Below are 23,678 nucleotides of genomic sequence, written 5' to 3' on the forward strand. Positions count from 1 at the left end.
CCCATCGTGGGGGCAGTGAATAAGTGTAATCGGTGCGTCGCGGGGCCTATGCCAGATCCGGTCTGTCCCGACTGCGACGTCGAGATGGCGGAGACGAACTGCGACACGACGGGGACGAACGACCGGATCCACCTCCGCGGCGAGGGCCTCCGGGGCGCGCTCGGCGTCGGCCGCCGGGACGTGGTCGCCTACGTCTGTCCCGCGTGTTCGCTCGTCCGGTTCTACGCGGCGTAGCCGCTCGGGGAGTCCGCCCAAGCCTCCATCGCCATCACGACCATCGAGGCGAGGAGACAGATGCCCCAGACGAAGGCGAGCATCCCGAGTTGCGGGAGACCGAGCACTGCCTGAGCCACGAGGGTCGCGGGAAGGAGCCACTGCCCGACGACGAACCCCCAGACTGCGACGGTGCGGCGCGTCCCCGACGTCCCGTACTGATCAACGGCGAGTCCCGTAACGACGGCGAGGATACCGAGGACGCCGAAGTGGGCGTGCGCGCCGACGATCTGCCCCCAGTAGGGCGGGACACCGACGATGTGGCCCGCGACGTTCCCCATCCCCCAGAGCATCTGCACCGCGAGTCCGACGAACCCGGACACCGTGAGCACTCTCGACATCGACCGATACTAGACATATTTCATATATAATCGTTGTGCCGGCTAGCGGCGGCGCGACGGCCGGTGTGTGTACACCGGTCACGTTCCGACACTACTAACTCACCCTCCCGGGAACCTACGGAACGAGTTACAAATGAGGCTGCACGAGTACCAGGCGAAGGACGTCTTCGCCGACGCGGGTGTCCCGACGCCCCCGTCCGCGCTCGCGACGACCGTCGACGAGGTCGTCGAGCACGCGGAGGAGATCGGGTATCCGGTCGCGGTGAAGGCACAGGTCCACGTCGGCGGACGTGGGAAGGCCGGCGGCATCGAGCTCGTCGAGAACGCAGACGAGGCCCGTGAGGCCGCCGAATCCATCCTCGGAATGGACCTCAAGGGCTACCACGTCGATAAGGTCCTCGTCGAGGGCGCGGTCGACTTCAAGAACGAGCTCTACGTGGGCGTCACGATGGACCGCGGCGAGGGCAAACCCGTCGCCATGGTCTCCACGCAGGGCGGCGTGAACATCGAGGAGGTGGCCGCGGAGAACCCCGAGGCCATCGCCCGCGAGCACATCGATCCGGCGTTCGGAATGCACCCGTATCAGGCCCGCAAGGCCGTCTACGATGCGGGCGTCCCCAACGCGGTCGCACGCGACGTGGCGAGCGTCCTCACGACGCTCTACGACCTCTGGGCGGATACCGACGCGAGCGACGCCGAAATCAACCCGCTGATGATCACCGAGGACGACGAGGTCATCGCGGCCGACGCCGTCCTCAACGTCGACGACGACGCGCTCTTCCGCCACCCCGACCTCGCCGAGATGGAGGACGAGGCTGCGGAGGACGACCTCGAAGCCAAGGCCAACGAGTACGGCTTCGACTACGTCCGTCTCGACGGCAACGTCGGCATCATCGGGAACGGTGCGGGGCTCGTCATGACGACGCTCGACCTCGTCGACTACTACGGCGGTGAGCCCGCGAACTTCCTCGACATCGGCGGCGGTGCGAAGGCCGAGCGCGTCGTGAACGCCCTCGATATGGTGTTCAGTGACGAGAACGTCGACGCGGTCGTCTTCAACATCTTCGGCGGCATCACGCGCGGCGACGAGGTCGCCAAGGGCATCAACGAGGCGCTCGGGCAGTTCGACGAGATCCCCAAACCCGTCGTCGTCCGACTCGCCGGGACGAACGCCGTCGAGGGGCGCGAGATCCTCAACGACGAACTCGTCACGGTCGAAGAGACCCTCGAAGGGGCGGTCCAGCGGACCGTCGAATACGCGGAGGACGCACAATGAGCATTCTAGTCGACGAAGACACCCGCGTCGTCGTGCAGGGTATCACGGGCGGCGAGGGCAAGTTCCACACCGAACAGATGATCGAGTACGGGACGAACGTCGTCGCCGGCACCTCGCCCGGCAAGGGCGGCCAGGAGGTCGCCGGCGTCCCCGTCTACGACACGGTCGAGGAGGCCGTTGAGGAGGAGGACGCCGACGCATCCGTCGTGTTTGTACCGCCGGCGTTCGCCGCCGACGCCATCTTCGAGGCTCTCGATACGGACCTCGACCTCGTCGTCGCCATCACCGAGGGCATCCCGACGCAGGACATGGCGAAAGTCAACAAGCGCCTCGATGAGGTCGACACGCGCCTCCAGGGGCCGAACTGCCCGGGCATCATCACGCCCGGCGAGGCGAAACTCGGCATCCTCCCCGGCAACATCTTCTCCGAGGGGAACGTCGGGCTCGTCTCCCGATCCGGGACGCTGACCTACCAGGTCGTCGACTCGCTCACCCAGCGCGGTATCGGCCAGACCACCGCCATCGGCATCGGCGGCGACCCCATCATCGGTACGTCGTTCATCGACGCCCTCGAAGCGTTCGAGAACGACCCCGAGACGGACGTCATCGCGATGTGCGGTGAGATCGGTGGCGAGGACGAGGAGGAGGCCGCCGCGTACATCGCGGAGAACATGGACACGCCCGTCGTCGGCTTCATCGCCGGCCGCACCGCGCCGCCGGGCAAGCGCATGGGCCACGCCGGCGCGATCGTCTCCGGGAGCGGGACGGGCACCGCCGAATCGAAGATCGACGCCCTCAACGACGCCGGCGTCCCCGTCGGCGACACCCCCGAAGAGGTCGCCGACAACGTCGAAGACCTGCTCTAAGCACGAGCACACACCCCGTTTTTTCGACCGGTGGGTCTACCCGTCCGAGAGACGTGTCTCTCCCCATGGTCGACGACGAACTCGGTCGCGCGACGATCGTCTACGAGAACCCGGACGGTGACACCGTCGAGCAGACGGTCCAGAACGAACACCTCGTCTACGTCCAGGACCACTGGCTCCTCGACGTGAGCGACGAGGAGGCCGGGACGGACACCGTCCGTCGCATCCCGATCCAGCGCGTTTACCACGTCGAGCGCGAGGTCGAGGAGTTCGAGGACGAACTCTCGACGCTCCGCCAACAGGTCGAATCCGTCGCCGACGACGTCCGCGCGCGACTGCTCGGCGACGACAGCGACGACGGCAACCGGGAGGGCGAACCCGTCCACATCGACGTCGAGGAGACGGACGACGGGGAACGCTGAGGCGGGCGCTCAGTCGAAGAAGGCGTCGAACAGTTTGCGCTCGCCGGCGCGGAGGTGCTGGTAGAACGTGGGTGGTGAGACGCCCATCGTCTCCGCGAGGTCCTCGCCGCTCGACTCGCGGGGCCACTCCAGATAGCCGGCGTGGTAGGCCGTTCTGAGCGCCGTGTACTGTCGGTCGGTGAGATCGTCGAGAACGTCGTCGCGAACGTCGGTGAACGCATCGGGCTGGCGTTCGATCTCGCGCTTCGAGACGAGGTCGGCGTTCGGGTGGAGCCGGCGGACGTGATCGACGAGCCCGCGGACGTCGGTGTCCGGGGCGGTCTGGACGACGAAGTGCACCTCGCCGTTCGCGGCGACCGCGCTATCGACGCGGGCACCCGCGTCCGCGAGTATCGGGACGACGCCGCCGTCGGAGAGGCTGACCTCCACCAGCCCGCCGTCGTCCCGCTCCCGGATGACGCGGGTGTGGGCGGCCGTATCGTCGAGCGCGTCGAGCGCGCGGTCGGGCGCGCAGCCGTCGACATCGACGTAGAGCGTCGAGAGTCCGCCCTTCGGGACGATCCCGTCGAGCGTCAGCGTGCAGTCCGTGTTCGCCGTCATCGCGACCAGCGGCGAGTCGGACGCGACGCGGAGTTCGAGTTCGAGGAGCGTGTCCGCGTAGAGGAGTTTGCGCTGTTCGCTCGACCGGATGGCGTTCGCGACGATCCGTCCGATATCCCGAAGCGTATCGGAGAGCCCGTCGAACGCGCGCGTCTCGGTCGCATAGAGACAGAGAACGCCGTACACCGTCCCTTCGAGGGCGACGGGGATGGCTGCGGCCGAGCGGAACCCGTGGTCGAGGGCGGCCTCGCGCCACGGTCCGAATCGCGGGGCATCGCTGACGTCCGCGACCGTCGTCACGTCGGTCGTGTCGAGTGCGCGCGCCGCCGGGCCGCGGCCCGTCGCGGAGTCGTCCGTCGTCACCTCGGCGACGTCGAGATACCCCTCGGGCGACCCCGGTCCCGATCCCGCCCACGCGGCCGGTTCGACCGTGGCGGACGCGAGTCGCGGCCGCCCGAGCCACGCGAACGCGTACGGGTCGGATTCGATGAGTCGCTCGCAGGCGACGCGCTCGATCTCGCTCCGGTCGTCCGCGTCGACGACGGCGCGCGTGAGGTCACGGACGAGCGTATCGACGCGCTCGATCTGGTCGCGTTCCTCGCGGAGCCTGTGGCGCTCGCGAGCCGCGACCGACGCCGGTTCGGAGACGCGACACACTGCGGCGATGTACTGCGTGCCCTCCACCGTGAACGCGTGGGTATCGACGAGCAACGATGTCGTCCCGTGATCGGTGCACACGGTGAGCGACGCGTCTCCCCACGCGACCGACTCGTCCGGATCAACGGCCCGATCGCGGAGGCGCTCGTACCCCTCGCCGGGCGTGCTGTCGGGGAGGAGGGCCGCGAACGGTTCGCCACGGAGGGCGTCCGCGTCGCGACCGAAGACCGTGCACACGTCGTCGCTCGCGTCGACGACAGTGCCGTCGGGCGCGAGGACGACGACGGGGTCGGCCGCCTCGTGGACGAGCGTCTGATACAGGGGGGCGTTCCCGAGGGCGTCCGGCGTCCGCTCTGTTGGTGAAGATGTCGTCATTAATCGTGTCTCCATGGGCAGGAAGTCGTGGCGACCACGGCGAGATCCCGGCGGCCCGGCAAGTCGCCCCGACGGGCACCGAGGACGGCATACCGTGGGCTATGTCGACCCAGGGGGTTAAAGTTGTCCGCGACCCCACGACTGCGTATGCCGGCCGCCGCCAGCCGGGGACGTCTCCCCGGGTTCTTCTACCGGTTCGCACACCCGGAACTCGCCGTCCTCAGCACGCTGGGCAGCCTCCTCTGGCTCGTTGGGTTCGCCCTCGCCGGCGCTGGCGTCGGGCTCCGGGCGAGCGAGCCGACGACGGCGTACGCGCTGTTCTACTACGGGGGCCTCGTCAGTTTCGTCGGTGTCGCCCTCATCGCCGCCGTCGTCGCCTACCTGCTCGTCCTCTGGCTCCTTCGGGACGTCCTCGACGTGCTCGACTGGGAGAAACCCGACCCCGGCGCGCGACGCTAACGCCGTATCCGAACGGTTAACCCCGCGGCAGTGCCACGCTTTCGCATGGAGACCACCCACCGCGTCGTCGCCGACGACGCGCGGGACCTCGCCGCCCTCGACGACGACAGCGTCGACCTCGTCGTCACCTCCCCGCCCTACCCGATGGTCGAGATGTGGGACGACCTCTTCTGCAACCTCGATCCCGCCGTCGGCGACGCTCTCGACGCCGACGACGGCCAGCGCGCCTACGACGCGATGCACGGAGCCCTCGACGATGTCTGGGACGAGGTCGCACGCGTCGTCGCGCCCGGCGGGATCGCCTGCCTCGACGTCGGCGACGCCACGCGTACCATCGAGAACTACCGGGTGTACCGCAACCACGACCGCGTCGCCGACGCATTCGCCGAACGGGGCTTTCACCCCCTTCCGGGCGTCCTCTGGCGCAAACCCACCAACACCGCCGCGAAGTTCATGGGCAGCGGCACCCTCCCGCCCAACGCCTACGTTACCCTCGAACACGAACACCTCCTCGTCCTCCGCAACGGCCCCGAGCCGCGCGACTTCCCGCCGCACGACCCCGATCGCTACGCCGCCGCTTACTTCTGGGAGGAACGCAACCGCTGGTTCAGCGACGTGTGGACCGATGTCCGGGGCCGCCGTCAGTCCCTCCCCGCCGCCAGCGGCGACCGCGAGCGATCCGCCGCCTACCCCTTCGAGATCCCGTATCGCCTCATCAACATGTACAGCGTCCGGGACGACACCGTCCTCGATCCCTTCTGGGGGACCGGCACGACGACACTCGCCGCGATGGCGAGCGCGCGCTCCTCGGTGGGGTACGAACTCGACGACGGCCTCGTCGAGGCGTTCGCAGAGCGCCTCGACGGGATCGAGGCGTTCAGCGCCGACGTCGCGCGCGAGCGCCTCGAACGCCACCGCAAGTTCGTCCACGAGACCGACACCACCTTCGACTACGACGCGACGCATTACGACGTTCCCGTGAAGACCAAACGCGAGCGCGACATCCGCCTCTATCGGGTGCGCGATGTCGACGCCGAGGAGTGGGGCTACCGGGCGAGACACGAACCGATCGAAAAATGAGAGACAGCCTGCTCCTCCACAGCCGTCAGGAGAATGAGTGTCTCTCTCAGACATGGATATTGTAGGAACTGACCGTTCACCAGACTGGTTCCGATTACTGGGGTGGGTAGGCCGCCATCGCAGGACAGACGGAATCGCTCCGTTCTACGTCGATTCCTACCAACACGTTCGACTGCCTGCCAGCTAAGACTCCGTGTGTCAACTGCCCGGCGCAGGGTGGCGCGGGGCTTGTCAGTGAACTCGGCCTCTGCCGACGTTAGTCGGACGGGACGAATCCCCGATTCGGCGTCACCGTTCCTGACTTCAGGGCGAGTTGACTGTCGCCCGTCCGTCGCGACGACTGGAGGCCGCGACGGACGTACCGCCACCCAACGTTCTTCGCTCCAACATAATCCGCATTCGCTGTCGCACCACACTTCTCACAATTGAAATCTCAGGCTGCACCACGAACCGTGGTCTGGTGCTCGGAGTGACGGCGCGTATCCACGGCGTAAACGCGTGGTATTGCGCCTGCTCAGCCAAGAACACATCAAAAAGCCCATGCCTCCGATCCACGTAACCTCAAAAACACTCGCAACTCTCGATGCCTACTCCTAGCCCCTCTGTCGGTCTCGCTGTGCCAGCGTACGAACCGGACCTCGAACGCCTCTGCCCGTATCTCGACACGCTCGCCGCAACGGTCGCCGACGAGGTTCTCGTCGCACTGGACGACCCCGATCCCGGTATCGCGGACGCGTTGCGCGAGCATGCCCGCGTGTCGGTGTCGCCCGAGCGTCGTGGGAAAGGCGCGGCCGTGACGGACGCTTTCGACGCGCTCGCGGACGACGGTGTTGACCGATTGGTGCTCGCGGACGCCGACGCCAGCACACCCCCCGAATCGATCGCCGGGATCGTCGCAGCGCTCGACGGCGGCGACGCGGGAGCGCACGAAGATGGCCCCCTCAGAGACACGAGTGCCACAGTCGCCGTCGGCACTCGTCGCCACCCCGACGCGGACGTTCGCTCCCATCAGTCCCTCGCCCGACGAGGGCTCGGTGCGGGGTTCGTCTCCCTCGCACGCACCCTCTTAGGCGTCCGATTGAGTGACTACCAGTGTGGGGCGAAGGCGGTCACGACCGACGTGTGGCGCGACGTTCGGCCGTATCTCCATGAACCGGGGTTCGCGTGGGACGTTGAGTTCGTCGCCGTCGCCGACGCACTGGGCGAACGGATCGTCGAGGTTCCCGTCACTTGGGAGGACCAACCGAATAAGACGGTGTCACCGATCGGTGATACGCTCTCGATGGCCCGGGGCTTGCTCGCCGCGCGCGAACGCGCGGCGACCGTGCGGGGCGCGTCGTCCCCGCTCGCTCGCATCGTCTGTCGACCGACGCCGCTCGTCGAGACCCATGAATAGGCTTCAATCGCTCGCCCGCGGCGGGCTGCTCGGGCGCTATCTCTCGGTTGGCGTGACCGGCGCGTCGGTCGAGTCGATCGTAGTCCTCGCGTTGACGGCGACCGCGCTTACCGGGTCGCTCGTCGCGAAGGCCGTGGGTGCGGAGATTTCTATCTCGTTGATGTTCGTCCTCAATGACCGCTGGACGTTCGCGGACGCCGGCGCAGCCGGCATCCGCTCGTTCGTCGATCGCTTCCTCCGATCACACGCCGTGCGCGCCGTCGGGCTCGCCGTCGGATTTGTCGTCCTCATCGCACTCACGGACTTCGTCACCGTCTCCGTTCGCCTCGCAGGTCTCGAGCTGTGGCCCACGCTCGCTAACCTCATCGGCATCGGGACTGGCTTCGCGGTGAACTATATCGGTGAAGGGCTATTCACATGGAACCCGGCAGAAACGTGAATCGCGAACCGCTCGCCCCTTAAGACGAGGCGTTGTCGGCTCGAACGCTGTAGATCGTCACGGTCCCCTTTTCGAAGACGGGCGTGATACGCTCGTGGGAACCGAACTCCCGGAGGTCGTAGCGCTCGCGCTCGTTCGGGCCGACGTAGATGTACTCGACGTCGTATTTCTCGGCGATCGCGAGCGTGGTGTTCGCGTTGGATTCGTAGAGCCGTTCCACGTCTTCCCGCCGGTCCTCGTAGGCTTTTGAGCCCCGATACCCCTTCTCGTGAACCCACCCGAGGACCGTCGGGATCCCGGTCAGGCTAGAAGGGGCGTTCATCCATTGATAGATCGCGATCCCCGGTGCGGACGTGATCGTCGGGGTTCCCTCACGGCTGTCTAACCACGCGATAGCCGCGCCCGCATCGGGGTGCGAGTCGTTGACGTATCCGAGCCCGTCGAGAGTCGCTTCTCCTTCGATAGCGGCGTTCGCCCGTTCGCCGCCCGCAAACGCCGGGAACACGGCCATCGCGGAGACGACGGCAACGACGAGCAGGACGGCGGCGACCGGCCGAACGCGTTCGCCGCTGCTCCGTGCCGACAGCCCACGGAGCGCCTTCGAGAGGATCGCTGCGACAGCGACGCCGCCACCGATCCCCCACAGTATCCACACCGAGTGATAGATCTTGTAGACCGTGTTCCAGCGGAGCGCGTTCGGATTGTACGGCCATACCTTCGCGTACGCCAGTTCGGCGAAGATGAGGAGGCCGACACCGGCGAGCACTAACAGGACGGTGAAGCCACCGCTGCGCTGCGACACATCGCCGTCGTGCTCCGCGCGTTGGCGTCGAACGACGACCCACGCCGCGAGGCCAAACACGGCGAGGAGCGCGACGGGTGCGAAGCCCGCGACGGCGAGTGCCGCGACACCGATCGCGAGACCCAGTAGGAGCGCACGCGTCCCGCCGACGTTACGGAGGGTATGGCGTGTCGGCGTCCAGAGCAGGAGCGCAAACAGGACGAGAAACCCGCCGTGGACGAGCAGGAACGGGACGAGGGGGCTTCCGGGCGGGAGGAAGCCCACACCATCGCTCGTCGCGGTATGGTAGAGGAAGTACGGCGCGACCCACGCGACTGCGATGGCACCGACGACGAGTGCGGCGACACCGCCACCGAGCAGACGGCCTACATCGCGTCGAATGATCGAGTGGAGACCTTCGAAACGGGGGAACCGAGAGCCGGCAGGGCCGAGGAGGCTCCGTGGATCAGCGTCCGCGAAAGTGACTGCGAGGAACGTGAGACCGACGACGACGGGGAGTTCCCATGTGTTCACGACACCGAGCAGCCCACCGAGCGCCGGAAGGACGAAGAGGAGGAGGGCGCGCCGACGCCAGACATCCTCCTCGGGCGTTCGATAGTACGCGAACACCAGCGCCGCCGCGAGGACGAGGAACGGCGCGCTCGTCATATGCGGACGTAGATCCCCGTTCACGAACGTCCACGAGGGGAACACGTCCACCGTTCTGGGGATGACGTACCGGCCCAGCCAGTAGGACCACTCTCCGGGGGTCGTCGCTTGGGCGAAGGCCTCCCCGTAGGGTGCCCGAATGCCGCTCACGATGGCGCGCCCGTATTCGCGCGCCAGCTGCTCGGGGAAGAGCCCCAACAGGAGGCGCGCCGGCGTGGCGAGCGTCCCCGACGCCGTCGACAGAAACGCCGCGGCGAGGCCCGCCACGACAGGGGGGGAGCCGCTTCGGTCAGCGATAGCTGCCGCGAGCCCGTACGCACCGGTCGCGAGCGCGGCGTAAAACGTCGGGACGAGGAGATTGTACGCGTAGCGGGCCTCCAACCCGCTGAGCGTCGTGAGGAACCCCGAGATGAGATAGCCGCCGTAGTAGTATCTGACCGTCCGCCCGGCGAACCACGGATCCTCCGGCGGGAAGGTTTCGGCCCGAAGCACGGCCTTGAGCAGGGAGAAGTCGAGGAACTTCTCCCCGCCGGCGGGGACGATCCAAGGGTAGCCGAGACGGACGACCAGAAGCGCGCCGAAGGCGACGGCGAACACGGCCAGCGGGATACGGAGCGTTTTCGGGTCGGGCCAGGTACCCGTGCGGAGGGTGAGCAAAGAGAGCGTAAGGAGTGTGAGTCCGCCGACGACGAAGCCAGCGGTCGCGTCGAGTTTTCCGACCCAGTACGCGGGGAGCGAAACGACGAACAAGGCGACGGGAAGTCCGAAGGCGGCACCCGCAGTCGGGAACCGTGGGAAGAGCCGTTTCGTGAGCGGAAGCGCCGCCGCCCAGAGCACGGCGAGCATGAGAGACCAGCGAAGAAGGGCGAGGAATTCCACATCGGGCCGTGGCGACGAAGCGCCAAGAGTGTACTGTATTTATGTGAACCACCCTGCCCTACTTCGCTCACCCTGCCGGGTTCGCTCGTGGAGGGTGGGGCTTTGATATGTTCCTCGCTCTCAATCACACCTGAGACCCTATTTTCTAGGGGTCTCGTCCGAGTGCCTTCGAGGTCTACGGTCCCACTATTCGTCGGCCGGTTCACTGCGGCCTGTACTGGTCGGGACTTCTGTCGGACCAGCACTCCCAGACACGTCGGATCGACAAACGATCGCGCCCTGCTTCGCCACGCACTACGCCCCGCCCTACGCTCTCGCTCCGCTCGGGCGTTGCGGACGCGCGCTCCGCGCTACCGCGATGCTGAACAGCGTCGCAATCGGGGAGAAGTACGAACTGGACGACATTGTCGGCGACGGCGGCGCGATCGTCGAAGGGACCGCCACGAACAGCTATCGTGGTGTACATGTTGGCCGCCGGAGTTAAGCGGCGGTCGGCCGTTCCGTTCAGACACGCGATGCACGACCTCACCGGCTTTCAGCGCGACCTCCTCTTCGTTACCAGCGGGCTGGACGAACCCAACGGGCTCGACATCAAGGACGAACTCGAAGATTACTACGGCACGACGATCAACCACGGCCGCCTCTATCCGAACCTCGACACGCTCTGCGAGAAGGGGCTGCTCGATAAGCGCAAACAGGACGAGCGGACGAACGCCTACTCGCTGACCAGACGGGGCCGCCGCGAGATCGTCGATCGCGAGAGCTGGGAGCATCAGTACATCTCCGAGCTCCTCGAAGAGGAAGCCGAACGCGCCCACTGACTGTCGTCCTCAGGACCGACGGAGCCGGTTTTCTGCCGCCTCGAACGCCGCTCGCGTGTTCAGGTTCGTGAACGTCCCCGGTGCGGCGTGCGTATCGATCTCTCGCTCGGTGACGACGCCGACGTCGAGGTCGTCGAGCGGCGCGTCCGCGCGGCGTCGCCCGTCGGCGAGCGCGCGCTCGATCGCATCGACGGTTGGTCTGACTTCGTAGACCGCGTGGAGCGGCTCCGCGTACCCCTCGCGGTACGGCACCGCGGCCTCGCGTGCCGCCGCCCGATCGAGGAGGTAGCGGACGAACGCCGGATCGACGAACGGTACGTCGCAGGCGACGACAAAGGCGCGCTCGGCGTCCGTCGCGCGCAACCCAGTTCCCATTCCGGCGAGCGGGCCCTTGTCGGCACGGGCGGGCGCGTCAAGCGCGTACGTCACCGGGAGCGGGACGCCGGCGAGCGCGCGTTCGATCGCGTCGCGCTGGTCGGGCCGGCAGTTCACGACGAGCGTCTCGACGGGGCCGGTGACCCTGTCGGCCACCCGTCGGATCAGGGGCGTTCCGGCGAGCGACGCGGTGGCTTTGTCCCGATCGCCGAACCGGGTCGAGCGACCGCCCGCGACGACGACGGCGGCGTGCACAGTGCGACGTCGGTGTGCCGCGCACAAGAACGCTCGGGCGAACGAGGGGTAAGGTTAACCTCAAGCCGCGTCAATCCACAAGGTATGAACGAGGACGCAGCGGCGTTCGTCGCCGCGCTCCGCGAGGCGGACGTGGGGCAGATACGGCGCGCCATCGCTTACGACGGCGAGACGCACGACAGCCTCTACATCCGCGACGACATCGCGGACGCACAGACCCCCGAGGAGATCGAGGAGATCACCAAGAACCTCATCCTCAAGGGGTTCGACGACGAACTTGAGCAGCCCGAGTTCGCCCGCTATGGCCACCTCGATCTGAGCGTTCGCTGGTTCCACGAGGTCGTCGTCCTCCAAGTGCCACTCGGGGAGTGGAGCGGCGTCATCGTCGCCTTCGATCGCGACACCGTCGTCGACACGGGTGCGTTCACCGACATCGCACTCGACTACATCGAGAACCCGTCGAGCGACTTCCGCGAGCCCGAGCCCGAACCGGACGGAGAGGAACTCGACGACGCCGTCGAAGAGCGCTTCTCCTGACTTAGTAGGATACCCACTCCGTCGGCGATGACGTCACGCCGACGACGCGGAGTTGCCGCTCGCCGCCCTCGTTCGTTCGCGTCTGCACCATTCCGTCGAAGAGCGGGGCGAACCGGTCGAACGACTCCCGGTCGCCGAGTTCGATGAGCGCGAACCCGAGCTGGCCGGCCGACTGGATCCGACCGGTGTAGACGTGGAGGAACCGAAAGAGCCGCCGCGGCTCGGTGTACATCAGCATCGTCGGGATGGAGACGAAGCCGGAGCGGACGCGCTCTACCGCCTGCTCGTCGAGCGCCTGAAAGAGCCCCGCCGAGCGGATCCCGATCTCCGTCACGTCTCCCGGCGAGGACGCGTACCGGATCCACCGGGTGTCGCGCACGTCCTCGCCACGCTCTCGCGTCACGCAGTCGACGATGCCCGCGCGCCCCTCCGCGACCGCGTTCGCGAGCGGCTCGGACCGATCGAGCAGTCGGTCCGCGTCGTCGCGCATCGTGACGACGAGCGCGCCCTCGCCCTGTCTGCACCCCGACTCGACGAGCGAGAGCGCGAGCTCCCGTTTCCCGGTCAGCGGCGGCCCGCCGATCATCAGATTCGTCCCCGCCGGGATCCCGTCGATCGGGAGGGTGTCGCTCACGTCGTAACTGTCCCCCATCGGGCAACATCTTCGACCGACGGGCGTTAAAACGTACCGACCCCCGCTCCCGTGGCGTCAGGCCTCGCGCTCCGCGCGCAGTTCCGCCGCGAGCTGCTCGGTCGCCTCCCGAACCGCCTCGTCGCTCGACTGGCTCGGCTCCCAGCCGAGCGCCGCGAGCTTCTCGATCGAGAGACGCATCTTCGGGACGTCGCCCGTCCACCCGCGATCGCCGCCTGTGTACTCGTAGTCGGGGTCGCAGTCGAGGACGTCCGCGACGACGTCCGCGATGCGGTTCACGGAGGTCGTCGTCCGCGTGCCGAGGTTGTACGTGTTCACGTCCGCGTCGGCGTGCTCGACGACGTACTCGATGGCCTCGACACACTCCTCGACGTGCATGTAGGACTTCTGCTGGCGGCCGTTCCCGAGGATCTTCAGGGTGTCGGGATCGTCGAGCAGTTTCTCGATGAAGTCCGGGATCACGTTGCCGCGCTGGCGCGGCCCGACGATGTTCGCGAAGCGAAACATCCACACTTGGACATCGTAGGAGTGGCCGTAGACGGAGAGGAGCCCCTCGTCGGCGAGCTTGCTTGCGCCGTAGATGCTGATCGGTTCGAGGGGCGCGTAATCCTCGGGGGTCGGCATCGGCGCTTCACCGTACACCGTCGAGGAGGAGGTAAAGGCGATCTCCGAGGCACCGACGTCTTCCATCCGTTCGAGGACGTTGTACGTCATCGCCTGGTTCTCCTCGAAGAGCGTCCGGTCGTCGTCGAAGTTCGTGTCGGTGTACGCCGCGAAGTGGAAGACGACGTCGGTGCTCTCGGGGATCGCATCGGCCGTCTCGTTAGCGTCGCGGAGGTCGGCCTCGACGAACTCCACGCCGTCGGGCACGGCCGACCGGTCGCCCTTCGAGAGGTCGTCCACGCCGATCACGCGGTTGTCGTCGACGAGTCGCGCCGCGAGATGTGAGCCGACGAGCCCCGCAACGCCCGTCACGACGACGGTCCGGTCCGTGAGTTCCATACGCCATCGAGCGCGAGACGGTGCAAGTGTCTTTCTCCTCGGTTCCGTAAGCCGTTACCCGCCCACCCCCGTAGCGACCCGTATGCAGGACGATCCCGAGGTCGCCGTGCTCCGGTTCGGCCATCGACCGGGACGCGACGACCGGATGACGACGCACGTCGGGCTGACGGCGCGCGCGCTCGGCGCGGATCGCGTGATCCTCCCCGACAACGCCGGCCAGTCGCTGGAGACCATCCGCGACATCACGACGCGCTTTGGTGGCCCCTTCGACGCCGAACTCGACGACTCCCAGCCGGCGACGATCCGCGACTGGGAGGGCCGCGTCGTCCACCTGACGATGTACGGCGAGCGCGTGCAGGACGTCGAAGGCGAGGTGCGTACCGCACACCACGACGAGGGCGAGCCTCTCTTGGTCGTCGTCGGCGGCGAGAAGGTCCCCTTCGAGGTGTACGACGAGGCCGACTGGAACGTCGGCGTGACGAACCAACCCCACTCCGAGGTCGCCGGCCTCGCCGTCTTCCTCGATCGGTTCTTCGAGGGCGACGAACTAGACCGGGAGTGGGACGACGCAGAACAGGTCGTCGTCCCGGAGGAAACGGGGAAGACCGTCGTCTCGCCCGAGGAGCGCGAGTAGCGCGAGTAGCGGGGGGAAACGGCTCAGCGAAGACGACGCAACGGCGCGACGACGCGGTTGTAGAGCCACATGGGAAGCGCGAACGGATCGAATGCGTCGTTCGGGAGGTGATAGCGGCCCGCGGCGTCGCGTTCGACGGTCCCACGCGCGTCGAGGACCGCGAGCGCCCGCCGGACGCGTGCGGTGTCGACATCGAGCGCGACAGCGATATCCGCGGGGCGACGCGGTCCCGCGCGCAGCTCGCGCAGGAGTTCCCCCGCGAGGTCCGCGTCCGCGAACGCGTCGGCGTCGACATCAACGGTTCCGGGCGACTCGTCCGGCGGATTGCGCGCGTTGGTTCCGTTCACTCCACCCGCTGCCTCGCGCGCGCCCGCTCGCTGGGCGATCGCATCGAGGACGAACCAGCCGGCGGGCGGCGCGAGGACGAGGACGATCCAGCGCGCACCCCGGGCGAGCGCGACCGCAGCGAAAACACCACACGCAAGCGCGAGCGCCGCGTGCCGAGCCGCGATCACCGCGTCGTAGCGTGCGCCCGCGGCTTCGGCGAGACCCACGCCGAGTACGACGAGGCCGACGATGACGGCGATAGCGGGGCCGAGGCCGACGACGAACGCGAAGCCGGCAAGGACGGCGGCCTCGGCGGCGCGCCACCCGAGCGTGCGCAGGGACGACATCACCAGACACTACGCGCGTCACGCGAAAAGCGCGGTGGTCGACGCCGACACGCCGGGCTACGCCGCCGTCTCACGTCGGTAGTCGCGCAAGCCGAGGGCAAACAGGACGAGGCCACCGACGGCGAGCAGCACGTGAAGCACCGTCGCGAGGCCCAGGCTGAATTCACCGAGGAAGCCATACACCGAGAGGCAGAGCACGCCGAGGCCGAAGACGATGTGGACGACCGATCGCGCGACGCCGTACGCTTCCGTGACGACGAACACGAGTTCGAGGGCGACGATGAAGGCGTACAGCCCGAGGGCATCACGCAGCGACCAGCCCGCGACGAGCGCGAGGGCAGCGAAGACCACAGCGCCGCCGAGCATCTTCCGAATGAGGCCTCGGTCGCGGGCGGCGTCGCGAAATGCGGCGAGAGACACAATCGAGTGGTCGAGCGCGGGTCGTGCTAAACCTTCGGTTGCCGGGCGCGTGTCGCTCCCGATGGTCGCTCCGCGTTCGCTCGTTCCGCGGGACCTCGCCTACGGCTCGGCCCCGCGTGCATCGGACCCGATGGTTATAAGGGTCGTTCGGCCCCGAGTCTCACGTATCATGGCTTTCGAGGGGCTGTTGGAGGACCCAGTCGTACAGAAATACCTCCACGAACTTGTCGGACCAAAGGGGATGCCGGTGGCGGCGGCACCGCCGGACGGCGAAGTAACGGACGAGGAGCTCGCGGAGCGCCTCGATCTCGAACTGAACGACGTCCGTCGGGCGCTGTTCATCCTCTACGAGAACGATCTCGCGACCTATCGGCGGGTGCGCGACGAGGACTCCGGGTGGCTCACCTACCTCTGGACGTTCCACTACGAGAACGTCCCGGCCAATCTTCACGAGGAGATGGATCGCCTCCACGAGGCTTTGGAGGAACGCCGCGAGTACGAGCGGGACAACGAGTTCTACCTCTGTGAGGTCGACTCGATCCGCTTCAAGTTCGACGAGGCGATGGACTTCGGCTTCGAGTGCCCCGAGTGTGGCTCGCCGCTGGAGGCGATGGGGAACGACGACATGGTCGAGGCCATCGACGAGCGCTTGGAGGCGCTCGAATCCGAGCTGGGGATCGTCTGAATGGTCGTTCTCGCAACCAAAGTGTACGTCGAGGGCGACGCCCGCGAGCGTGCGCTCGACTCCCTCGGTTCGCTCGTCGGTAACGCCCTGGGCGATCTCGACGTCTCGTTCGACGTCGGCCTGCGCCACGACGGCTTCCCGTCCGTGACGCTCTCCGGCGACGACGCGCCCGTCGCGCGCAACGTCCTCGGCGAGGAGTGGGGCGTCATCACCCCCGAGTTCGAAGACGGCGAGACGTACGTCGGCACCTTAGAGGGGTGGAGCGACGACGGGTTCGTCCTCGACGCCGGTGAGGAGGTCGAGATCCCCGCGGACGGGCTCGACCTCGGTCCCGGGACGCCGGAGCAGGTGCGCACGCGCTTCGGGCTCGTGCAACACGTCCCCCTCCAGTTCGTCTACGACGAGACCGACGGGCACGCGCTCGCCGACGCGGAGCGCGACCGGCTCTACGACTGGACGCGCGCGGAGACGGGCCGGGTGAACGTGAACTCGGCGACGCGTGCGGAGGTGCGCGCGACCGTCAACCGCGCGGGGCACGCCCGCGACATCGTGACCGTCGAGCGCCTCGGGCTCTTGGAGCAGAGCGTCGTCTGCCGCGAGGGAACGGACCCGCCGGGCCTGCTCGCGAGTATCGGCGAGTACGTCCCGGCGGAGCTGCTCTGCGTGGTCCCCTGAGATGCGACGACGCTGGCTCCTCGTCCTCGCGGCGGTCGGTCTGCTCGCGGTGAGCGCCGGCTGTCTCGGCACGAGCACGGTCAGCGACCAGCAGCTCAATCAGAACGCGACGTACCAGTGGAACGCGACCGAGACGCAGAACGCCTCAGTTGTCGTGAACGCGACCGGCGGGCAGTACCAGGCGGTGTTGAACGTGACGGGGACGAACCAAAGCGAGATGCGCTTCTCGCAGTCAAGTCAGTTCACCGGCGAGAGCCCGATCCCGGTCCGCGCGATCCAGTTTCGCTACCCGAACGGGACGATCGTGAACGCCACGGCTATCCCGGTCTCGCAGTCGCGTGATGCGGTGACGGTGACGCCGCCGGCCGATCGCGGGAAGTTCGCGTACACCGCGCCGATGGGCGATCGGTCGCTCACCGTCCCCGTCGTCCTCCCGGGGCGCTCGCACGAGGTGATCCTCCCCACGGGAATGCGCGTTCGCATTCCGGTCTTCGGGAGCGTCAGCCCCGGCGGCTACGAGCGGACGATCGTCGACGACCGCGTGCATGTCCACTGGGACGTGGTGAACGCCAACTCGCTCAGCCTCCAGTTCTTCCTGATGCGCGACGTCTACCTCTTCGCGGGGCTGCTCGCACTCGGCGGGCTCGTCGCCATCGCCGGCGTCGTCTACTACCGTCGTCAGATCCGGCGGCTCGAACGCGATCGCGAGGAAAGTGGGCTCGACGTCCACGACGAGTGATGAGCCCGGGCTGACGACGGGCCCTTTTTGCTGACGGGTGCGGTGGATCGCCCATGGACGTGGCCGTACTGACGGTCGGCGACGAGGTGCTCGCGGGCGAGACGACGAACACGAACGCGGCGTGGCTCGGCCAGCGTCTCACGGAGCGCGGCGTCGACGTCGAGCGCGTCGTCGTCGTCCCCGACGAGCACGACACCATCGAGACGACCGTCCGCCGCCTCACGTCGGAGTATGACGCCGTGCTCGTCACCGGCGGACTCGGCCCAACGCCGGATGACGTGACGATGGCCGCGGTCGCGGCGGCGTTCGACCGCGGGATGGTGGACCATCCGGACGCGATCGCGTGGTTCGAAACCCACGACGGCTACTCGAACGACGCGAAGAGCGCGACCCGCCTCCCCGCGGACGCACGATTTCTCGCGAACGAAGCCGGCGTCGCGCCGGGTGCGGTCGTGGAGAACTGTTACGTGCTCCCGGGCGTGCCGAGCGAGATGCGAGCGATGTTTGAGCGCGTCGCCAGCGAGTTCACCGGTGCGAAGCGGTACGTCGAGACCGTGTACGCGGCCGAACCGGAGAGCGCGCTCGTCGATCGGATCGAGGGCATCCGCGACCGATTCGACGTCACGGTCGGAAGCTACCCCGGTGACGGCGTCAAGGTGCGACTCCGGGGCACGGACGGGGCGACCGTCGCGGAGGCGGCCGCGTGGCTGCGCGAGCGCGTCGAGAGCGGCGAGGAGAGGGGGACCTAGCGGACCTCGTAGGCCCACCACGCGGCTGCGAGGACGACACCGAGGACGAGGACGATCCAGCTCACCGCACTGATGGGGAGCGCGGTCTCCGCGAGGGGTACGAACATACGCAAGCGGTTCTGCCGGCGCGCCCTTAACGGTTTAGCATCGCCGCCGCGGGCGTGGCGAACGGGCTTTACGCGGCGCGTGCGAAGGGCCGGCGAATGCGCACGATCGGCGTCGTCGTCAACCCGATCGCGGGGATGGGTGGGCGCGTCGGCCTGAAGGGAACGGACGAGCGGGTCGCGGAGGCGCGCGACCGCGGCGCGGAGGCGCGCGCACCCGAACGAGCGACTGCGGCACTCCGGGCGCTCGCGGATGTGACGAACGCGGCAGGCGTGGCGGACGCGACGAACGCGGCGGACGGGGCCGACATTACACTGCTCACCTACGGCGGCGAGATGGGCGAGTCCGAGGCCCGCGAGGCCGGCTTCACTCCGACGGTCGTCGGTCATCCCGAAGACGCGGAGACGACGGCCGCGGACACCCGTGACGCGGTCAGGGGGTTCGTCGAGCGCGGCGTCGACCTCGTCCTCTTCGTCGGCGGGGACGGCACCGCGACGGACGTCGCGACGACGCTTGACGAGGCGGGAGTTGACGAGGCAGGGAGCAATACGCCGATGCTCGGCGTCCCGGCGGGTGTGAAGGTCTACTCGTCGGTATTCGCGCGGACACCGCGCGACGCGGGGCGGATCGCCGCGACGTTCGAGCGGACGGAACGCCGCGAGGTGAACGACATCGACGAGGACGCTTACCGCGAGGGGGAGGTCCGCGCGGCGCTGAAAGCGGTCGCGACGGTGCCGGTGGCCGAGGCGCTCCAGTCGGGTAAACAGCGCACGACGGGGAGCGTCGAGACCCTCGCGGCCGGGTTCGCCGCGGACGCCGAGGCGGGCGTGACGTACCTCTTCGGCCCCGGTGGGACGGTCGGCGCGATCGAGCGCGAACTCGGAATCGCGGGCTCCCCGCTCGGCGTCGACGTCTGGCGCGACGGCGACCTCCTCGTCCGCGACGGGAGCGAAGCGGAGTTGCTCGACGCGCTCGGGGAGCGCAACATCGTCGTCGTCTCGCCGATCGGCGGGCAGGGGTTCGTCCTCGGACGGGGGAACCAACAGCTCAGCCCGGCGGTCGTCCGCCAGTGTGACCTCTCGGTCGTCGCTTCGCCGGCGAAGCTCGCGGCGACCGGCGTGCTCCACGTCGACACGGGTGACACGGAGCTCGACGCCGACCTTCGGGGTTGGATCGGAGTCCGGACGGGCCGCCACACCAGCCAACTCGTGCGAATAGAATAGGTCCGTACGGACGTCAGGGGTGGCCCTCTCGATAGTGTCCCGGGCGTTCTCGTCCGGTTTTCGGCCATCTCGGTGTGCGAGTGATCGTTCGGATCGTCACGCGTGCGGTATCATCGGCCCACGAGCGCTCACCCTTAGAGAATATAATGTGTCGAGCGTAAGGTTAAGGTAGTATAGTGGCTACGGTCGGGATATGGAGAGCAGAAAGGTGCAGCGACTCGGGCCGTCGACGCTCGCGATGACGCTCCCGGCGGAGTGGGCCCGGGGGCAGAACGTCGAGAAGGGTGATGAGGTCACGGTCCGCGAGAGCGGGAAGGGGACGCTGACTGTGACGCCGGCGTCGGCGAGCGACGACGAGAGCGAGGCGACGATCCACGCTGAGACGTTCGACGCCGCGGCCGTCGAGCGCGCCATCGTCGGTCAGTACGTCCTCGGGCGGCGCGTCATCCACGTCACGGACGAGGACACGCTCGACAGCGACCACATCAACGCCGTCTACAAGGCCGAAACGCAGCTCATGGGGCTCGGCGTCGTCGAGGAGACGCCCGAGCGGATCACCATTCGCTGCTCGGTCGACCCCGAGGACTTTACGCTCGACAACCTCCTCCAGCGATTGGAGAACACGGGGAGCACGATGCGCGGCGAGGCCGTAAAGGCGCTCGCGCACGGCAACCCCGACCTCGCCGAGCGCGCGCTCAACCGTGAGCGACAGGCGAACAAGATCTTCGTCCTCCTCCTGCGGCTCATCTTCACCGCCTACGAGAACCCGAACCTCGCGCGCGCCGTCGGCCTCGACGATGGCTTCTCGCTCATCGGCTACCGCTCCGTCGCGAAGAACCTCGAGCTCACCGCCGACAACGCGGAGGACATCGCGGAAATCGTCCTCGAATCCGAGGGCCACACCCTCGACGTCGACAACGCGACGATGCGCCAGATTCGCGAGTTCACCGACCAGGTCGACGATCTGACCCGGCTCGCCGTCGAGGCCGTCGTCGAGCGCGACTACGCCAAACACGTCCAGTGTCGCGAACGCTTCGCACAGGTCGCCGACCTCGAAAGCGAGATGCTCGCAGCCCTCCCCGAGATGGAGAACCTCCGCCTGCTCCGCGTGCGGGACGTCCTCGTCAGCCTCCAGCAGATCGCCGAACTCGCGATGCGGAACGCGGAGATCGCCGCGAACCTCGCACTCAACGAGCAGTCCGCACACACGACCCTGGAGTAGCGTCAGAGCATCCCAACGGCGAGCAGGCCGTCAGTCGCCGTTCCGTCGGTCGTCGTTTCGTTCGTCGCCGATGTTCCGCTCGTCGCCGATGTCGCGCCATCGGTCGTCTCGTTCGTCGTTCCATCCGTTGTCGATGTCGTCGTTGCCGTCGTCGTTCTACTGGCTGTCGACGTCGTGCCCTCACCCCCGCTCGTCGTGCCATCACTCCCGCTCGTCGTGCCATCACTCCCGCTCGTCGTGCCATCGGTCGTCTCATCCGTTGTCCCGCTCTCAGTCGTCCTACCGTCGAACGCGCCCAGAACGCCGTCGTCGCTCGCCGTTCCGCTCGTCGAGCCATCGAAGACGAGCCCATCGAGGCCGCCGCCCGACTCGTTGGTTGCTGCGTTCTCCGACCCGTCGGTGGCGGACGCGTTGCTCGCGGACGCGTTCGTCGCGCTCGCGTTCTTCGTCCTGAAGATGTCCGTCTCGATGGTCTGCCGGTACGTGAGACCGCGGAGCGGCACGCGTATCGCTTGGCCGTTTCCAGCGGAGAGACGGGCGTAGAAGTCGATGACGACGCGCGTCGTCTGGTTCCGCTGAAGGTGTGTCACCCACCACTCGTCGATCCGGTCGGTGTCGATGACCGTCTCGGCACGCAGGGTTCGTGTCCCGCCGGGCGGGATGACGACGGTGTTTTCGCTCTGGCCGCTCCCGACGGCGACGTCGTTCATCGCCACGTCGTAGCCGATCCCGCCGATCGTGACCGGCACGGACTTGGGGTTGTGAATGACGAACGATGTCTCCAGGGGCGTCGAGTCGTTTGTCACGGTCCCCCAGTGCGCACGCGTCTCGTCAACGACGAGGACGGGGTCGCTCACGAGCGGGAGGCCGGCCTCGATCGGCCGATCGGCCGTCGAGTTGAACTGGTTGCTGATGTTCGTCGTCACCGATCGCGTGACCGGGACGACGTGGGTGGTCCGACCAACGGTCCCCGAGGTGACGTTCGCGGCGACCGTCACCGTCGTTTCCTCGCCGTTGCGGACGTGGCTCGTCCACCATGTAGGGATCCGCTCGTTGCGGATGTAGCTCGCGAAACGGAGGGTCGTGTTCCCGGTGCCGACTGCGACACCGCGCTTTGCGCCGTACGCCAGCCCGACATCGTTCATCGAGACAGTGTAGTCGACGCTCACACCGCCGAGTTTGACGGCGATCGGGTTCGGATTGTGGACCGTCAGCGACGTATCGACGGTCGTCGTCGTCTGGTTCACGCCGGCGAAGCTGTTCTGTGTCGCGACGACCGACGGCACGCCGATCCAACCGAGCGCGACGGCCGCACCGACGACGCCGAGGACGGCAACGAGCGCGACCGCAGCCGACCGCCAGCGCGTGCCGAACGCGAGCGTGCGGATGTCCATACTCGGTACGGGGCCGCAACGGTCGAAAACGTTGCGTCACGCGACGGGGGACCACAGGCGCTAAGTCGCGCGCGTCGGTAGGCGGGCGTATGGCCGACACTACCACCGACAAGAGTATCGGGGTCGGATTGCTCTGCGGCGCGGTCGCAACGCTCGGCGCGCTCGGCGTGCTTACGGGAATGGCCGTGTCGACCGGCTTCGCCGTCGCGGTCGCGTTCGGTGCCCTCGCCGTCGCGGCGTTCCACGCGTTCGCGTGAGGCGGAGTCGTGGGGAGTCGTGGACCGGAAACGGTTAAGCACGCGAGGCGTTTACACGGGACTATGACGGAGTACACCGAGGACGAACGCCGCATCCTCGCCTACCTCAACGAGAGCGTCGAGGCCGGCGAACGGTATTTCCGGGCGAAGACGATCGCCGGCCACCTCGGACTCACCGCCAAGCAGGTCGGGGCGCGTCTCCCCCGCCTCGCCGAGAAATCCGACGACGTCGACATCGAGAAATGGGGGCGCTCGAAGTCGACGACGTGGCGGGTCGAACCCGCCTGAATCGAACCGGCGGTTTTTTGCTCGCGCTAGTCCACCTCCGCGTATGACTGTCCGGGTCGAACGGACGTTCGAGTTGGACGTCCCCGCGGCGGATGTCTGGGAGTTCATCGCCGACCCGACCAAGCGTGCCTCGGCGATCAGCGTCGTCACCGGCCACGAGCGCCGCGGCGACGTCACCGTCTGGTTCGTCGAGCTGCCGGTCGTCCGTCGGACCATCGAGGTCGAGACGCGCGACGTCGACCGCCGTGAGGGCGAGTACGTCGAGTTCGTCGGGAAGTCCTCCGTGCTGAACGTCACCGGCGAGCACGAGCTCGAACCGACCGAGGACGGCTGTCTGCTCCACAACACGTTCGTCGTCGAGGGGAAGTTCCCCGGCGTCGAGTCCTTCTTCAAGCGCAAGCTCGACGACGAACTCGACAACCTCGAGGCCGAACTCGCCTCCCGGGGGCCGTAAGCGG

At 67.6% G+C, this 23,678-nt stretch carries 30 protein-coding genes and 1 pseudogene; 21 read left to right on the plus strand and 10 right to left on the minus strand.

Features of this window, described 5'->3' with window-relative positions:
- The first annotated feature begins 48 nt into the window (after window positions 1-48).
- Window positions 49-234 (plus strand): hypothetical protein, encoded by a 186-nt coding sequence (locus ABDZ36_RS06395; protein ID WP_211311238.1) that lies wholly within the window; start codon window positions 49-51, stop codon window positions 232-234.
- On the opposite strand, the gene ABDZ36_RS06400 is transcribed toward ABDZ36_RS06395, so the two are convergent.
- Window positions 222-614 (minus strand): DUF8059 family membrane protein, encoded by a 393-nt coding sequence (locus ABDZ36_RS06400; RefSeq protein ID WP_211311239.1) that lies wholly within the window; start codon window positions 612-614, stop codon window positions 222-224. The genes ABDZ36_RS06395 and ABDZ36_RS06400 overlap by 13 nt on opposite strands.
- A gap of 133 nt (window positions 615-747) precedes the next feature.
- Here ABDZ36_RS06400 and sucC point away from each other — a divergent pair, with 133 nt between their 5' ends.
- From sucC to ABDZ36_RS06415, 3 genes are all read left to right on the plus strand, one after another.
- Window positions 748-1,890: an ADP-forming succinate--CoA ligase subunit beta gene (gene sucC, locus ABDZ36_RS06405; RefSeq protein WP_211311240.1), complete on the plus strand. Its 1,143-nt coding sequence runs from the start codon at window positions 748-750 to the stop codon at window positions 1,888-1,890.
- Window positions 1,887-2,756, plus strand: a complete 870-nt coding sequence (gene sucD / locus ABDZ36_RS06410; protein WP_211311241.1) for a succinate--CoA ligase subunit alpha — start codon at window positions 1,887-1,889, stop codon at window positions 2,754-2,756. The genes sucC and sucD overlap by 4 nt, the downstream gene beginning before the upstream one ends.
- A 65-nt stretch (window positions 2,757-2,821) precedes the next feature.
- Entirely contained in the window at window positions 2,822-3,178 is a 357-nt protein-coding gene (locus tag ABDZ36_RS06415) for a hypothetical protein (protein WP_343749246.1), read from the plus strand.
- 9 nt (window positions 3,179-3,187) lie between these two features.
- Here the strand turns inward: ABDZ36_RS06415 and ABDZ36_RS06420 are convergent, their stop codons facing one another.
- On the minus strand, window positions 3,188-4,825 hold the full coding sequence (locus ABDZ36_RS06420) for a bacterio-opsin activator domain-containing protein (RefSeq protein ID WP_211311242.1): 1,638 nt from the start codon (window positions 4,823-4,825) through the stop codon (window positions 3,188-3,190).
- Between the two features lie 132 nt (window positions 4,826-4,957).
- On the opposite strand from ABDZ36_RS06420, the gene ABDZ36_RS06425 reads away from it, so the two are divergent.
- A complete protein-coding gene (locus tag ABDZ36_RS06425; protein WP_211311243.1) occupies window positions 4,958-5,269 on the plus strand; it encodes a hypothetical protein in 312 nt (103 codons plus the stop codon).
- A gap of 45 nt (window positions 5,270-5,314) precedes the next feature.
- Complete coding sequence (locus ABDZ36_RS06430; protein WP_211311244.1) at window positions 5,315-6,349, plus strand: DNA-methyltransferase; 1,035 nt, start codon at window positions 5,315-5,317, stop codon at window positions 6,347-6,349.
- A gap of 256 nt (window positions 6,350-6,605) precedes the next feature.
- On the opposite strand, the pseudogene ABDZ36_RS06435 reads toward ABDZ36_RS06430, so the two are convergent.
- Window positions 6,606-6,782 (minus strand): annotated as a pseudogene (locus ABDZ36_RS06435) (RNA-guided endonuclease InsQ/TnpB family protein); the annotation flags it as partial.
- A gap of 183 nt (window positions 6,783-6,965) precedes the next feature.
- On the opposite strand from ABDZ36_RS06435, the gene ABDZ36_RS06440 reads away from it, so the two are divergent.
- Together ABDZ36_RS06440 and ABDZ36_RS06445 are read left to right on the plus strand one after the other, a co-directional pair.
- A complete protein-coding gene (locus ABDZ36_RS06440) occupies window positions 6,966-7,745 on the plus strand; it encodes a glycosyltransferase (protein ID WP_211311245.1) in 780 nt (259 codons plus the stop codon).
- The gene (locus tag ABDZ36_RS06445) at window positions 7,738-8,184 is read left to right on the plus strand and encodes a GtrA family protein (RefSeq protein ID WP_188880107.1); all 447 of its coding nucleotides are present in this window, start codon (window positions 7,738-7,740) and stop codon (window positions 8,182-8,184) included. The genes ABDZ36_RS06440 and ABDZ36_RS06445 overlap by 8 nt, the downstream gene beginning before the upstream one ends.
- Before the next feature lie 19 nt (window positions 8,185-8,203).
- On the opposite strand, the gene ABDZ36_RS06450 is transcribed toward ABDZ36_RS06445, so the two are convergent.
- Complete coding sequence (locus ABDZ36_RS06450) at window positions 8,204-10,513, minus strand: DUF2298 domain-containing protein (RefSeq protein WP_211311246.1); 2,310 nt, start codon at window positions 10,511-10,513, stop codon at window positions 8,204-8,206.
- Window positions 10,514-10,871: 358 nt separating this feature from the next.
- Here ABDZ36_RS06450 and ABDZ36_RS06455 point away from each other — a divergent pair, with 358 nt between their 5' ends.
- On the plus strand, window positions 10,872-10,997 hold the full coding sequence (locus ABDZ36_RS06455) for a hypothetical protein (protein WP_343749247.1): 126 nt from the start codon (window positions 10,872-10,874) through the stop codon (window positions 10,995-10,997).
- Window positions 10,998-11,028: 31 nt separating this feature from the next.
- Window positions 11,029-11,334, plus strand: a complete 306-nt coding sequence (locus ABDZ36_RS06460; protein WP_211311247.1) for a helix-turn-helix transcriptional regulator — start codon at window positions 11,029-11,031, stop codon at window positions 11,332-11,334.
- A 9-nt stretch (window positions 11,335-11,343) separates the two neighbouring features.
- Here ABDZ36_RS06460 and mobA read toward each other — a convergent pair whose 3' ends face one another.
- Complete coding sequence (gene mobA, locus ABDZ36_RS06465) at window positions 11,344-11,964, minus strand: molybdenum cofactor guanylyltransferase (protein ID WP_211311248.1); 621 nt, start codon at window positions 11,962-11,964, stop codon at window positions 11,344-11,346.
- Between the two features lie 84 nt (window positions 11,965-12,048).
- Here mobA and ABDZ36_RS06470 point away from each other — a divergent pair, with 84 nt between their 5' ends.
- Entirely contained in the window at window positions 12,049-12,501 is a 453-nt protein-coding gene (locus tag ABDZ36_RS06470; RefSeq protein WP_211311249.1) for a DUF7522 family protein, read from the plus strand.
- Window position 12,502: 1 nt separating this feature from the next.
- Here the strand turns inward: ABDZ36_RS06470 and ABDZ36_RS06475 are convergent, their stop codons facing one another.
- On the minus strand, window positions 12,503-13,153 hold the full coding sequence (locus ABDZ36_RS06475; protein WP_211311250.1) for a DUF7504 family protein: 651 nt from the start codon (window positions 13,151-13,153) through the stop codon (window positions 12,503-12,505).
- A 57-nt stretch (window positions 13,154-13,210) separates the two neighbouring features.
- A complete protein-coding gene (locus ABDZ36_RS06480) occupies window positions 13,211-14,155 on the minus strand; it encodes an NAD-dependent epimerase/dehydratase family protein (RefSeq protein WP_211311251.1) in 945 nt (314 codons plus the stop codon).
- A gap of 82 nt (window positions 14,156-14,237) precedes the next feature.
- On the opposite strand from ABDZ36_RS06480, the gene ABDZ36_RS06485 reads away from it, so the two are divergent.
- A complete protein-coding gene (locus ABDZ36_RS06485; RefSeq protein ID WP_211311252.1) occupies window positions 14,238-14,789 on the plus strand; it encodes a tRNA (cytidine(56)-2'-O)-methyltransferase in 552 nt (183 codons plus the stop codon).
- A 23-nt stretch (window positions 14,790-14,812) separates the two neighbouring features.
- Here the strand turns inward: ABDZ36_RS06485 and ABDZ36_RS06490 are convergent, their stop codons facing one another.
- Window positions 14,813-15,463: a hypothetical protein gene (locus ABDZ36_RS06490; protein ID WP_211311253.1), complete on the minus strand. Its 651-nt coding sequence runs from the start codon at window positions 15,461-15,463 to the stop codon at window positions 14,813-14,815.
- Window positions 15,464-15,520: 57 nt separating this feature from the next.
- Window positions 15,521-15,883: a hypothetical protein gene (locus ABDZ36_RS06495; RefSeq protein WP_211311254.1), complete on the minus strand. Its 363-nt coding sequence runs from the start codon at window positions 15,881-15,883 to the stop codon at window positions 15,521-15,523.
- 169 nt (window positions 15,884-16,052) lie between these two features.
- Between ABDZ36_RS06495 and ABDZ36_RS06500 the strand changes: the two genes are divergently transcribed.
- From ABDZ36_RS06500 to ABDZ36_RS06525, 6 genes are all read left to right on the plus strand, one after another.
- Entirely contained in the window at window positions 16,053-16,568 is a 516-nt protein-coding gene (locus ABDZ36_RS06500; protein ID WP_211311255.1) for a transcription factor, read from the plus strand.
- Window positions 16,569-17,243 (plus strand): DUF2110 family protein, encoded by a 675-nt coding sequence (locus tag ABDZ36_RS06505; RefSeq protein ID WP_211311256.1) that lies wholly within the window; start codon window positions 16,569-16,571, stop codon window positions 17,241-17,243.
- 1 nt (window position 17,244) lies between these two features.
- Window positions 17,245-17,982, plus strand: coding sequence for a DUF5803 family protein (locus ABDZ36_RS06510; RefSeq protein WP_211311257.1), 738 nt, complete (start codon window positions 17,245-17,247; stop codon window positions 17,980-17,982).
- A 53-nt stretch (window positions 17,983-18,035) separates the two neighbouring features.
- Window positions 18,036-18,731 carry a competence/damage-inducible protein A gene (locus ABDZ36_RS06515; RefSeq protein WP_211311258.1) on the plus strand — a complete coding sequence of 232 codons (696 nt, stop codon included), beginning with the start codon at window positions 18,036-18,038 and terminating at the stop codon, window positions 18,729-18,731.
- Window positions 18,732-18,934: 203 nt separating this feature from the next.
- Entirely contained in the window at window positions 18,935-20,059 is a 1,125-nt protein-coding gene (locus tag ABDZ36_RS06520) for an ATP-NAD kinase family protein (protein ID WP_211311259.1), read from the plus strand.
- 193 nt (window positions 20,060-20,252) lie between these two features.
- On the plus strand, window positions 20,253-21,281 hold the full coding sequence (locus ABDZ36_RS06525) for a PhoU domain-containing protein (protein WP_211311260.1): 1,029 nt from the start codon (window positions 20,253-20,255) through the stop codon (window positions 21,279-21,281).
- Window positions 21,282-21,283: 2 nt separating this feature from the next.
- On the opposite strand, the gene ABDZ36_RS06530 is transcribed toward ABDZ36_RS06525, so the two are convergent.
- A complete protein-coding gene (locus tag ABDZ36_RS06530) occupies window positions 21,284-22,675 on the minus strand; it encodes an LEA/WHy family protein (RefSeq protein ID WP_211311261.1) in 1,392 nt (463 codons plus the stop codon).
- Between the two features lie 89 nt (window positions 22,676-22,764).
- Between ABDZ36_RS06530 and ABDZ36_RS06535 the strand changes: the two genes are divergently transcribed.
- From ABDZ36_RS06535 to ABDZ36_RS06545, 3 genes are all read left to right on the plus strand, one after another.
- Complete coding sequence (locus ABDZ36_RS06535) at window positions 22,765-22,932, plus strand: DUF7525 family protein (protein WP_211311262.1); 168 nt, start codon at window positions 22,765-22,767, stop codon at window positions 22,930-22,932.
- A 63-nt stretch (window positions 22,933-22,995) separates the two neighbouring features.
- Window positions 22,996-23,220, plus strand: a complete 225-nt coding sequence (locus ABDZ36_RS06540; RefSeq protein ID WP_020221261.1) for a DUF7123 family protein — start codon at window positions 22,996-22,998, stop codon at window positions 23,218-23,220.
- Between the two features lie 43 nt (window positions 23,221-23,263).
- Complete coding sequence (locus ABDZ36_RS06545) at window positions 23,264-23,674, plus strand: SRPBCC family protein (RefSeq protein ID WP_211311263.1); 411 nt, start codon at window positions 23,264-23,266, stop codon at window positions 23,672-23,674.
- Window positions 23,675-23,678: the final 4 nt, after the last annotated feature.

Origin of the sequence: Halarchaeum salinum (assembly GCF_039520965.1) — an archaeon.
Classification (GTDB): domain Archaea; phylum Halobacteriota; class Halobacteria; order Halobacteriales; family Halobacteriaceae; genus Halarchaeum; species Halarchaeum salinum.